Source organism: Helicobacter sp. 12S02232-10, assembly GCF_002272895.1.
Lineage (GTDB): Bacteria > Campylobacterota > Campylobacteria > Campylobacterales > Helicobacteraceae > Helicobacter_J.
Map to the genome: position 1 here is coordinate 12,228 of NZ_MLAQ01000006.1, position 12,409 is coordinate 24,636.

The following is a 12,409-nucleotide window of genomic DNA, read 5'->3' on the forward strand; positions in this document are numbered from 1 at the left end:
ATGAACGATAAAACTTTTCTAAAAAATTTTTTAGCACTTTCAGAGCCTTTTACGTGGGCTATATTAATAGTCTTGGGGATTTGTTTTTATTTACTTTGGGTTTTGCAGAAGAAAAATTTCAGTTTTTCTGTAAGAATGCTGATAGCTTTGGTGATGGGAGTGACTTTTGGAGTAGTGCTTCAGAGTATGGCAGGGTTTCCTCAGTACGATCAAATGCAAAATATTCCTTGGTTGTTTGAAATAAAAATATGGTTTGGATTTTTTGGCAAAGCGTTCGTAAGTTTTATCAAAATGCTTGTTATCCCTATCATTTTGTTTTCAATGATTCGAATTATTTTGCATATTGATAATGGGATTAATTTAAAAGCACTCTTGAGTCGTTCGCTTTTTTGGCTTTTATTTACGACTGCGATTGCTGCGAGTTTAGGCATTACCTTGGCTGTTTGTTTTGGTCTAGGAGAAAATTTTAATGCTTATGTAGGAGATAAGGCAATTCGAGAGGTAAAAACATTTGCAGATGTTTTATTAGGTTTAATTCCTGCTAATCCGATTGCAGCAATGAGTGGTGATAATATTGTCGGGGTAGTTATCTTGACATTTTTCGTAGGTTTTGGAGCAAGGATTATTGCTAAAAAGAGTGAATTTAAAAAGGCTTCTGATATTTTTTCTGATTTGATTGAAGCAGGTTATCAAATCGTGATGTGGATGACCTTGTTTATCATTCGTTTTATGCCTTATGCAGTTGTTTGTATGATGGCAAACACATTGATTTCAAATGGTTTTGGAGCAATTAAGGACGCAATGCTTTTTGTGGGGCTGATTTATTTAGCAATGGTGATTATGTTTGCTATCCATTTGATATTGGTAGGTTTTCACGGTCTCAACCCTTGGATTTATTTTAAAAAGGCTCTTGATACGTGGCTACTTGCTTTTACTAGCAGGTCTTCAGTGGCAATGCTCCCTTTAACGATTTCCACATTGACTAATAAGCTTGGAGTTAATGCAGGAACAGCTAATTTTACAGCGTCTTTGGGTAGCACTGTGGGGTTAAATGGGTGTGCGGGATATTTTCCGGCAATGACAGCAGTTTTTATTGCGAATTTATTGGGTGTGCAGATTGATTTTAGTTTTATGGTGATGGTAGTGGTTGTAGCTGTTTTGGGATCTTTGGGTATAGCAGGAATTCCAGGAGTGGCAACTATGGCAGCTTCTATTATGCTTGCAGGAATTGGTTTTGGTGAATATTTTGGTCTTTTGTCCATTGTTCTTGCTATTGATCCTATTCTTGATATGGCACGCACTTTAAGCAATGTTTCTGGTGCTATGACTTCTGCAGTTTGTGCAGATAAAGAGCTTGGCACTTTAGATAAGAAAGTTTATAATAGTTAGATGGGGAGTATTTATGGAAGAAATAAGTTTTGAAGCAAGGATAGATAAAGCCAAGGAAATTCTTGGAAAACTCAATGCCCAAAATCTAAATCTTAAAGAAGGACTAAGCCTTTATAAAGAAGGAATGGAAGAGCTTGAATTGGCGCAAAAAATGCTTGAAGAAGCTAAATTGGAGTATCAGGAGTTAAAATCAAATAATGCTCAAGCAAAGGAAAAAGAATGAATCTAGCAATCTTTCAACTGCCTTCGCTTCCCTTTAAGGAAAATAAACTTGCTTCTTATTTGAAAGCAATCAAAAAAGGTTCGATAGTTGTGCTTGGAGAGTATGTTTTGAATCTTTTTTTTCACGAAATCAGCGATGTTCCTAAGGATATTATCAATAAAACCACCCAAAGCAAACTTTCTGAACTTACAAAGCTGGCTAAAAAATATAGCTTGATTATCGTTGCACCCGTATTATGCGGAAATGAAAAAAAAATTTATAAAAAAATAGCCATTATTGATGGGAAGAAAATTGATTTTTATACCCAACAAAAGTTGATCTCCTATCCTCATTGGGATGAAGAGGCATTTTTTGGAAATTCTAAGGTTAAAACTTTGAAACTTCCTTATGTATTTGAAAAAGAAGGTTTAAAAATTGCAGTTCTGTTTGGTTTTGAACTGCATTTTGATGAGATATGGATAAAAATGAAAAATGCCGGTGTGGATATTGTGCTTTTATGTACTGCTTGCACGTTTGATTCTAATCAGAGATGGCGAGATTTGTGCAAAGCAAGAGCATTTTTTAACTCTTGTGTGGTCGTGAGGGCGAATCGAATCGGGGAATATACTCACGAGGGTTTCCAGTGGAATTTTTACGGGGATAGCTTTATTGCTTTGCCCAATGGAAAAATAGAGGATAGTTTGGGCAACAAAGAAGAAGTTTTATGTGCAGAAATAGAAAAATCCCAAATTGAAGAGTTTGTAAAAGAATGGAAATTTAGGGAAGTTGAATCCCTTGTTCAGAAAATTTAACAAATTTGGGTATAATCCTTTTTCTTTAGAAAAAATTCACCTCTTTAGTTATTCTACCAAACAAGGGAAATTATGTCTGCAAAAATAGTCAATGAAGAATTGGAAAATTTATTTAAAGAGGCTGAAAGCGGTTTTGTATCTTATGAAAAAATAGCTCAGACGCTTCAGAAAGCCCCGACACTTGCCCAAATTAAAAAAATTAGGGAATTAGCTCAGAAATACAAGAGGACTCTTGTGAGTTCCTCAGAATTGGCAAAAAAACTCAATACCAGAGATGAAATCAAGCTTGCTGAAGAAAAAAGAAAGGTTTTGGACGAAGAGCTTGAAGATGAATTTGATTTTATGAAAGAAAGAGAGCTTTTAGAGTGGAGTAGAAGCGATAGTCCTGTTAGAATGTATCTTAGAGAAATGGGACAAATAGCTCTTTTAACAAAAGATGAAGAAATTGAGTTGAGCAAGCAGATTGAGCTTGGAGAAAATACGATTTTGGACGCAATTTGTTCGGTGCCTTATTTGATAGATTTTATTTATGATTACAAAGAGGCTTTGATCAATCGTGAGAGGCGTGTTAAAGAACTTTTTAAAAGTTTTGATGATGATAGCGAAGAGAGCGAAGAGATTGAAGATGAGGAAGAGGAGAGTGGTGATGAAGAGGAGGGCGAAGCTAAAAAGCCTATTTCCAAAAAGGATCAAAAGCGTGTTGAGAAAGTTTTAGAAAGTTTCAAAGCTTTAGATAAGGCAAAAAAAGATTGGCTGAAGGTTTTAGATATCCCATCTGATCCTAAAGAAGATGAATTGATTTATATTCTGACATTGGCCCATAAAAAGCAAATTTTGAAAGATAGGCTGTTGGATCTTGGACCAACGAGCAAATTGATTAATGAACTTGTTAAAGCGATGGAAAATACCCTCAAGAGCGGAGATGGCTTTGAGAGAGAGCTCAAAAGGCTTGAATATAAACTCCCGCTTTTTAATGAAATATTGATAGAGAATCATAGGCGCATTCTTGATAATATTACAAATATGTCTAGAGAAGACATTGTTGCAGCAGTTCCTGAAACAACAATGGTAAGCGTTTATGTAGAGCTTAAAAAGCTTTTTCAGACCAAAGAGGCCAGTGAAGATGGATTTAATTTGGAGCCTGAAAAACTCAAAGAGATTTTAGAGCAAATCAAGAGAGGAAAATCTATTTCTGATAAAGCTAAAAATAAGATGGCAAAATCAAATTTGAGGCTTGTAGTGAGTATTGCCAAGAGATACACAAACAGAGGTTTGCCATTTTTAGATTTAATCCAAGAGGGGAATATTGGATTGATGAAGGCTGTGGATAAATTTGAATATAAAAAAGGCTTTAAATTTTCCACTTACGCCACTTGGTGGATCAGGCAAGCAATTTCAAGAGCGATTGCCGATCAGGCTCGAACAATCAGAATTCCCATTCATATGATTGAAACGATCAATCGTATTCATAAGATTATGCGAAAGCACGTGCAAGAAAGTGGTAAAGAACCAGATGTGGAGATCATTGCTCAAGAAGTCGGTCTTCCTGTGGATAAAGTGAAAAATGTAATCAAAATCACCAAAGAACCTATCAGCTTGGAAGCTCCTATTGGAAATGATGATGATGGAAAGTTTGGTGACTTTGTGGAAGATAAGAATTCGATGGGTCCAATGGATTATATTATGAAAGAGGATTTGAAAGTTCAGATTGATGAAGTTCTTGATCAGCTCAATGATAGAGAAAAGGCTGTCATCAGAATGCGTTTTGGTCTTTTGGATGATGAAAGTGATCGTACGCTTGAAGAGATTGGAAAAGAATTGAATGTGACTAGAGAGCGTGTCAGACAGATAGAATCAAGTGCAATCAAGAAACTCAAACACCCTAAAGTTGGCAGGAAGCTCAAAAATTATATTGAAGAATGAATGTGAAGAATATTTTTTCTCATTATTTTTCTTATCATTGGATTATTTTTCTTTTTTCGGTTATTTTGGTCGGTTTTTATAACGATGTTTTTTGGCTGAAGATTTATTCTTATGTAGAGAATGATAAAAAAGGAGATTATTTTTTCGTTGCTTTTTTATTTGTCGCATATGTTCTGATTGTTGCTTTAGCAATTGAATTGCTAAGTGTGCGACTGATTGCCAAATGGATTATTGGTATTTTGATTGTGATTGCAGGGGTGAGTCAATATTATATGAAGTCCTTGGATATTACCATTAATAATATGGTAATGGAAAGCTTGCTGCATACAAATTTGACTGAAATAAGGGATTTCTTAACATTAGGGCTGTTTTGGTTTCTGATAGCTTATGTAATATTACCGATTTGTTTGTTGTATTTTATCAAATTAAAACCTTATGCTTCATTTTTTCACGCTTCTTGTAAAAAGTTAGGAATCATCATTTTGTATATTGCAATTATTGGTGGTTTGTATTTTTATAAAGGTGGGGATATTATTTTTGCTTTTAAGAGTTCTAAAGTAATCATTTACACAACCAATCCGATCGCTCCTATTCGCTCTAGTGTTCATTTGATTTTAGATTTACTCAAACCTTTGCCGCATTTTGTTTATGTGGGTATGGATGCGAGATTGAAACCAACCCGTTTGCACCCTGAAATATTTGTTTTGGTGATCGGAGAAAGTGCTAGAGCGGCAAATTTTTCTTTAGATGGTTATGATAGAAACACAAATCCTTATATGGAAAAATTAGATTCTTTGGTGAATTTTACAAATTTTTATTCTTGTGGGGTTATTACGGCTATTTCAATTCCTTGTATGCTTACAAATTACACTCATCAGACTTATAAAAGTAGGAATCAGGCTTTATATATAGATAATATTTTGGATATTGCTCAAAGAGTCGGTTATGAAACTTATTGGATCAGCAATAATGGGGGTGGATGTATGGGTGATGTATGTGCTAGGATCAAAAATGTTAAATATTATAATGATGGGCGTTTAGATGGCGCTATGCTTGAAGAGATTGAGGATTTGATTAAAAATGCAAAGAAAGATTCGTTTATCGTGTTGAATTTACACGGAAGTCACGGCGCAAGCTATTATGAGCGATACCCTAAGAATTTCGAATTTTTCTCTCCGGTTTGTCGGCAAAAAGAACTTCAAAAATGTTCTCACGAAAGTCTTGTGAATGCTTATGATAATTCAATTATTTATACAGATTATCTTTTATACCAAATTGTTCAAGCATTGGATAAAAATAAAAAATTTTCTTCAGCTATGTGGTATTTGAGTGATCATGGAGAAAGCCTAGGCGAATATGGTCAATATATGCACGGAGGATTGCCTTATGCTATTTCTCCAGATGTGCAAAAACATATTCCTTCAATGATTTGGCTTGGGAAGGGATTTGAGGCAGATTATAAAAAATTGATTATCAATAAAGATAAACTTTTAAATCAAGATTATCTTTTTCATACATTGCTTGATCTTCTTGACATTCAAACTAAAGATTATCAAAAAGGATTAGATATTGCAAACTGATGAGAAATTAAAATTAGTCTTTTTGGTTTCTCATAATAGTAGGAATATCAAGTTCAGATTGCCTGAAGTCTTCCCCACTACTTGCAATTCTCATAGCATCTATTGAAATTTTAGACATTGAATATGAGGGTTCAAAATGATTTTCTTCTTTGGGATGGCTGTCCATAATTTCTTTTTCAAATCCGGTTGCAATGATAGTTACCCTGACTTGATCTAGGGGAAGATCTGCAATGGTGCGTGTTCCAAATATAATATTGGCATCTTCATTGGCTGCTTCCTCAATAAGCCCCATAGCATCTGAAATTTCTAATAAGGGATAATTGGGATTGATTTCAAAATTTACCAAGACACCCATTGCTCCATTGATAGAAAGATTATCAAACAATGGAGATTCGATAGCATTTTTGACTGCTTCAAGGGCTGAACTTTCACCACTTGATTCACCTGTTCCCATTAGGGCAAGTCCTTTATGATCCATAACTGTCTTGAGGTCAGCAAAATCAACGTTAATATCGTTTTCTCCGTGATTAAGAATTACACCTGAAATGCCATTAACCGCTCTTGCAAGAATGCTATCGACTTCTTTGAAACTTTCCTTGATTCCAGCATTTTTACTGACAATAGAAAGAAGTTTTTCATTTGGAATCACAACGATAGTATCACTTGTTTTCTTAAGTTCCTTAAGTCCTTCTTCTGCAATTTTTGCACGTTTTTTTCCTTCCATTTTAAAAGGTTTGGTTACAATGGAAATAGTCAGTGCTCCAACTTCCTTTGCAGCTTGTGCAATGATTGGTGCTGCTCCAGTTCCAGTTCCTCCACCAAGACCTGCAGAAATAAAGACGATATCTGAATTACTAAGGACTTCTTTGATGTGTTCAAAGCTTTCTTGAGCTGCCTGCATTCCAATTTCTGGAAGCATTCCAGCTCCAAGTCCTTTAGTGAGTTTTTCGCCAAGTTTTATTTTAATTTGAGCAGGCGAAGTTTCTAGATGTTGTATGTCAGTGTTGGCAGCTGCCAATATGATATCTTTGTGAGTTCCGGTCGCAATGAGGTGGGCTATCATATTTGAACCACCGCCCCCAACACCTACAGCCGTAATCTTTGCTCCATTCGTTGTATGGATCTCTTGTATATCTATTTTCATATTTTCGTATGCCATTCTCTCGCCTTTCTTTCAAAATAACTTCGATGCCAATCGCGTAAAGAAATTGGCCACTTTATTGTTTTTAACATTATTTGTATCGTCAATTATATCTTTTTTTTGAATTTTATGATCATTTTTTATAACTTCTTCTTTAAGATTTGTCAAATCTGCTCCTATAAAACTTCGTTGTTGGGAGTAAGGAAGATTTGGTTCTGTATTTACTTTGTCTTTTTTATAACGAATATTTTTCTCAGAATCTTTTTCGTAATTAGTATATTTTCCCGCACCATACCAAATAAGCCCAATTGCAACTGAGCTTGCAGGATCTTTAAGCTCTTCAAACAGACCGATTGTTTCAATGGGTTTGGCAATCCTGATGGGCATTCTTTGAAAAATCGCTCCAGCAATTTCTCGAATGCCTGTCATATTAATCATTCCTCCTGTGAGGACTACTCCAGCTCCAAGTTGATCTTTAAGACCGCTTCTTATAATGGATTTTGCTAAAATACTAAGAGTCTCTACAACTCTTGAATGGATTACTTCTTGAGCGGTTTCAAGCAAAATAAAATGCTTTGTATCATCAGTTCCTATAGATGGGACTTCTATCCTTTGTGGATTTTCTTCTGCTGGAGTCAGATTGCCGTAATTAATCTTTACAGCTTCAGCAGCTGCGATATGCGTGTTTAATACCATTGCCAAATCGCTTGTGATATGATGAGAACCAACCCCTAAAAAATCATTATATTTCATTGAGTTGCCCTCATAGATCATCAATTCACAAGTGCTTCCGCCAATATCAATACAGGCTACCCCAAGTTCTTTTTCATCATCGCTTAAAACCGCAATAGAAGCTGCATATGCAGATAACACAACATTTTCTATTTCAACACCTGCAAGTCGCACGGATTTTTTAAGATTTTCTAAGCTTGTACGCTGGACGGTTACGATATGCACAAAGACTTCTAGTCTTGCTCCATTCATTCCCATCGGGTCTTCGATAAAATCTTGATCATCAAGCTTGAATTTATAAGGAAGAACGTGAATAACTTCGTATTCAGAGGGAATTGAAGCGTTGTATAATGCGGTTTCTAAAACTCTTCCTATTTCCTTGATGCCAATCTCACTGCTTGGAATATTGACTACACCTGAACTATTTACGCTTTTGGTATAGGCTCCTGAAATAGAAACAATGGCCTTATTGACATTATCGAGTCCAGCCATTCTTTTGGCATCGGCAATGGAGTTTTTGATCGCTCTGCTTGCAAGCTCAATATTGACAATTACCCCTTTTTTGATACCTTGAGATTTTTGCGTGCCGGTTCCGATGATTTGAGGAATGCCTTCTTTGACTTCAGCGATGATGGAGCAAATTTTGCTGGAACCTATATCCACTCCCAAAATTGTGTGACTCAAATTTGCCTCCTAATGTTTTTAATATCTTTTGATAGCGTATTTTTGTCTAAGATAATCAATGAGGGTTTGATCAAGATAATTAGTTTTTAGATTTTCTGTTGCATTAACCATAAAACTTTCATCATTTTCTTGAAGCTTATTTTTAAAATTTTGTTGGTTTATCTTATACAAAACGGCTTTTTTGTTTATTATAGCAAAATTTGACTTTTTATTACTATTAAAAATATGCGCCATCAGTTCAGCGACTTCTTTTTCATCTAATCCCTCTATTTTACCTTTGAAGTTTGGATAGACAAAACCAATATCTTTGCCTTTAAAGGTATCAAGCTTGTTCTGGGCTTCGATTTTTAAAAGTTGTATTTTTTTTAAGCTTTGAAGTTGGGTTAAAGCTTCAGATTTAGCCTCTTCAAAATCTTTCGGACGCGCATCTTTTTTGCCTGCAAGTTTGATGACAATATAGCCATCTTCATAGGGTTGTGGTTTTATAGTATCGTTAATTTTAGCTTTTTGAAGTTCTTGCATAATAATCGGAGAATATTGATGACTTGTATCTGAAAAAGTTTGATTTTTAACTTTTTGGGCTTCACCTTTTTTCAGCTTTAAATATTCTTTGAGTGCCTGAGCTTGAGCTTTTTGCATTTGGACGTCTTTTTGGATCTTTTTTCTTGCGGTTTGGATACTTTCAAGTTCGCCTTTATCATTGAGATAGAGGCTTTTGTTCTGATTGTAATATTCTTGGATTTCTTCAGGAGTAAAGGGTTGTGATTTTGAATCAATAAAGATGGATTGAATCTGAAATTCTGTAGGTTTTTGATACTTGGTTTTATTTTTTTCCCAGAATTCTTTGAGTTCTGTTGGAGAAATTTTTGGTTTGATGTTTTTTGCATCTAATATCAAGATTTCGATTTTATCTTGGAGTTTGAGTCCAGAAGAAACTGCAGATAATTCTAACGGAGTGATCGTTTTAGGGAGCAAAGCAGTGATTTTTTGCAACAAAAGAGCATTTCTTACATTTTCTTCAAAATCTGAAAGGCGATAATGATTTTCTTTCAAGGTATTTTTATATAGATTTTCATCAAAATGCCCATTATTTTGAAAGGCCTCATTTTGGGTGATTTCATCAATAACTTCAGAGTCTTCTACCCGCAGACCTAAATCAAGAGCGAAGTTTCTAAGTAGAGCTTGGTTGATCAGAAAATTGAGAGCAGAGTTTTCAAGCCCCATTGCTTTTGCTTGTTCTTCATTGAAATCTTGAAAAGCTTGAGCGTATGCTTCATAAAATCTATTATATTCTTGAGCAAGTTCTTGACTAGAAATTTTGATTTGACCGACTTTTGCGACACTATCTCCTGAAATCGAAAAATTGTATTGACCCCATCCAATCATTCCTGCAGCTATAAATGCTATTGTGCTGATCCATATTGTGACAACAAGATATTTTTTATGTTTTTGCATCCACTCTATCATTGTTTGATAATTCCCTATATAATTTTTGCTTAAAGTTTAAAAAGATATCGTTAGAACATTATACCATTCTTAAAGCCATTACGCAGTGGATTATATTTAATAATGGCTAAAATTAGGCTTATTTAAAAGCGAAACTTAGGAGTTTTTATGACTAGCAAAGAATTATTAGAATCAGATCTTAAAACTATTTGGCATCCTTGCACACAGATGAAAGACCACGAAAAACTTCCTTTAATCCCGATTAAGAGGGGTAAGGGAGTTTATTTATATGATTTTGATGGGAATGCGTATATTGATTGCGTGAGTAGCTGGTGGGTTAATTTATTTGGACACGGAAATGATTATATTAATAGGAAGTTAAAAGAACAAACAGATATTCTTGAACACGTGATTTTTGCGGGATTTACCCACGAAGGGATTGTGCGTCTTTCAAATCGTTTGGTTGGACTGACTCCAAAGGGTTTGGAGAAATGTTTTTATGCTGATAACGGATCTTCGTGTGTTGAAGTGGCTTTAAAGATGAGTTATCACGCTCATTTATTGGATGGACAAAAACGAGTAAAATTTTTGTCCTTAACTAATTCTTATCACGGAGAGACCATTGGTGCGCTTTCAGTCGGAGCTGTGGAGCTTTATAAAAACACTTACGGGGGGATTTTGATTCAATGCTTGCAAACGCCTGTTCCTAAAAATAATCAAGACATACCTGATGCTTTGAAGGCATTAGAGAGTATTTTAGAAGCCGAAGGTGAGAATATTGCTGCTTTTATTTTGGAACCTTTAATTCAATGTGCAGGGAATATGCATATGTATTCTGCAGAATATGTTTTAAAAGCTTCGAAAATGTGTCAAGAACGAGGAATTTATGTCATTTTTGATGAAATTGCGGTTGGATTTGGCAGGAGCGGGAGTTTATTTGCTTATGAACAATGCGGGATAACTCCTGATTTTTTATGTCTTTCAAAGGGATTGAGTGGCGGATATATGCCTTTATCGGTTGTGATGACAAGTGATAAGGTTTATGAGAAATTTTATGCTCCTTATGAAGAACATAAGGCATTTTTGCACTCTCACAGTTATACGGGAAATGCTTTGGCGTGTGCGTGTGCGAATGCGGTATTGGATATTTTTGAATCTGAAGATGTTATTAAAAAAAATAAGGTTTTAAGTAGCTTCATTGTTTCAATGATGGATGACTTGAAAGAATTTGAATTCGTATCTGGTTTTCGTTATCAAGGGATGATTTTTGCTTTTGACTTGATAGGTTTCGCCCCTGATAGAAGAGTGGGGCTTGAAGTGTTTGAAAAAGGATTGAAAAAAGGTCTTTTGCTCCGTCCTTTAGGCAATACGATTTATTTTATGCCTCCTTATGTAATCACTCAAGAAGAAATAAAATATGTTTTTGATTCTTTAAAGACTATCTTAAAACAAATCCAATATTAAGTAAGAATTTTATAAAATTTCATAAACTCAAAATGATGGAAGGAATTTTTTATGGAAGCCAAAAAAAAGCGCGTCTTGGTAAAGTTTTCAGGTGAAGCAATGGCGGGAGAAAATGGGTTTGGCATTGATAGCACTATTCTTGCTTATATTGCAGGGGAAATTAAATCTTTGGCTCAAAATGATATAGAAGTGGGGATTGTGATCGGAGGAGGTAATATTATTAGAGGCGTGAGCGCATCTGCAGGAGGGATTATCAGACGCACAAGTGGGGATTATATGGGAATGCTTGCAACAGTGATCAATGCTGTGGCAATGCAAGAAGCTTTGGAGCATATCGGTATGGATGTGAGGGTGCAAAGCGCGATTGAGATAAAAGAAATCTGTGAAAGTTATATTTACAGAAAAGCAATCAGGCATCTTGAAAAAGGAAGAATTGTAATTTTTGGTGCAGGAACAGGGAATCCATTTTTTACTACCGATACGGCTGCTACCTTAAGAGCGGTGGAAATAGGTGCGGATATGATTGTAAAAGCTACAAAGGTGGATGGGGTTTATGATAAGGATCCTCAAAAATTTCAAGATGCTAAGAAAATAGATAAGTTAAGTTATGATGAGGCGTTGAGAGATGATATTAAAGTGATGGATGATACCGCTATTGCTTTGGCAAAAGATAATAAACTTCCTATTGCCGTATGCAATATGTTTAAGCAGGAGAATTTGTTAAAAATCATAAGAGATAATGCGGGCATTTGCTCTATGGTAAAATAACACTTGGTATTTTATTTTTTAAAGAAAGGATTAAAATTGAGAACTGAAGAAATTGTAGCAAAAGCACTCGAAAGAATAGGTAATGACAGATATATACTCTCAAACTTGGTATTTTCCCGAGTTAAGCAGTTGAGTGCAGGGGCAAAACCTTTAGTGGATATGGATTTAAAAAAAAATAAGCTTGCTGATATTGCAATGAGAGAGATTGCGGAGGGAAAAGTAGGCATTGATAGAATCGATGAACAAAATTAGTTAAAAGGTCTATTTA

General features: G+C 35.1%; 11 protein-coding genes. 8 read left to right on the forward strand and 3 right to left on the reverse strand.

Features of this window, described 5'->3' with window-relative positions; all coding sequences use genetic code 11:
- From BKH41_RS05845 to BKH41_RS05865, 5 genes are all read left to right on the forward strand, one after another.
- Positions 1-1,389: a cation:dicarboxylase symporter family transporter gene (locus BKH41_RS05845; protein ID WP_095297936.1), complete on the forward strand. Its 1,389-nt coding sequence runs from the start codon at positions 1-3 to the stop codon at positions 1,387-1,389.
- 13 nt (positions 1,390-1,402) lie between these two features.
- Positions 1,403-1,612: an exodeoxyribonuclease VII small subunit gene (gene xseB, locus BKH41_RS05850; RefSeq protein WP_095297938.1), complete on the forward strand. Its 210-nt coding sequence runs from the start codon at positions 1,403-1,405 to the stop codon at positions 1,610-1,612.
- Positions 1,609-2,403 (forward strand): carbon-nitrogen hydrolase family protein, encoded by a 795-nt coding sequence (locus BKH41_RS05855; protein WP_095297940.1) that lies wholly within the window; start codon positions 1,609-1,611, stop codon positions 2,401-2,403. Before xseB ends, BKH41_RS05855 begins: the two co-directional genes overlap by 4 nt.
- A gap of 72 nt (positions 2,404-2,475) precedes the next feature.
- Complete coding sequence (gene rpoD, locus BKH41_RS05860; RefSeq protein WP_095297943.1) at positions 2,476-4,326, forward strand: RNA polymerase sigma factor RpoD; 1,851 nt, start codon at positions 2,476-2,478, stop codon at positions 4,324-4,326.
- Positions 4,327-4,328: 2 nt separating this feature from the next.
- A complete protein-coding gene (locus BKH41_RS05865; RefSeq protein WP_180762755.1) occupies positions 4,329-5,906 on the forward strand; it encodes a sulfatase-like hydrolase/transferase in 1,578 nt (525 codons plus the stop codon).
- 13 nt (positions 5,907-5,919) lie between these two features.
- On the opposite strand, the gene ftsZ is transcribed toward BKH41_RS05865, so the two are convergent.
- From ftsZ to BKH41_RS05880, 3 genes are read right to left on the reverse strand one after another with little or no spacing between them, the layout of a single operon-like run.
- The gene (gene ftsZ, locus BKH41_RS05870; RefSeq protein WP_095297947.1) at positions 5,920-7,065 is read right to left on the reverse strand and encodes a cell division protein FtsZ; all 1,146 of its coding nucleotides are present in this window, start codon (positions 7,063-7,065) and stop codon (positions 5,920-5,922) included.
- Positions 7,066-7,080: 15 nt separating this feature from the next.
- Positions 7,081-8,463 carry a cell division protein FtsA gene (gene ftsA, locus BKH41_RS05875; RefSeq protein ID WP_095297949.1) on the reverse strand — a complete coding sequence of 461 codons (1,383 nt, stop codon included), beginning with the start codon at positions 8,461-8,463 and terminating at the stop codon, positions 7,081-7,083.
- 18 nt (positions 8,464-8,481) lie between these two features.
- Positions 8,482-9,930 (reverse strand): peptidylprolyl isomerase, encoded by a 1,449-nt coding sequence (locus tag BKH41_RS05880; protein WP_095297951.1) that lies wholly within the window; start codon positions 9,928-9,930, stop codon positions 8,482-8,484.
- 147 nt (positions 9,931-10,077) lie between these two features.
- Between BKH41_RS05880 and BKH41_RS05885 the strand changes: the two genes are divergently transcribed.
- The 3 genes from BKH41_RS05885 to BKH41_RS05895 are packed head-to-tail and all read left to right on the forward strand — an operon-like array spanning position 10,078 to position 12,393.
- On the forward strand, positions 10,078-11,373 hold the full coding sequence (locus BKH41_RS05885; RefSeq protein ID WP_095297953.1) for an adenosylmethionine--8-amino-7-oxononanoate transaminase: 1,296 nt from the start codon (positions 10,078-10,080) through the stop codon (positions 11,371-11,373).
- Between the two features lie 51 nt (positions 11,374-11,424).
- Positions 11,425-12,141, forward strand: a complete 717-nt coding sequence (gene pyrH, locus BKH41_RS05890; RefSeq protein ID WP_095297955.1) for a UMP kinase — start codon at positions 11,425-11,427, stop codon at positions 12,139-12,141.
- Positions 12,142-12,144: 3 nt separating this feature from the next.
- Positions 12,145-12,393: a DNA-directed RNA polymerase subunit omega gene (locus BKH41_RS05895; protein ID WP_257875425.1), complete on the forward strand. Its 249-nt coding sequence runs from the start codon at positions 12,145-12,147 to the stop codon at positions 12,391-12,393.
- The last annotated feature ends 16 nt before the right edge of the window (positions 12,394-12,409 follow it).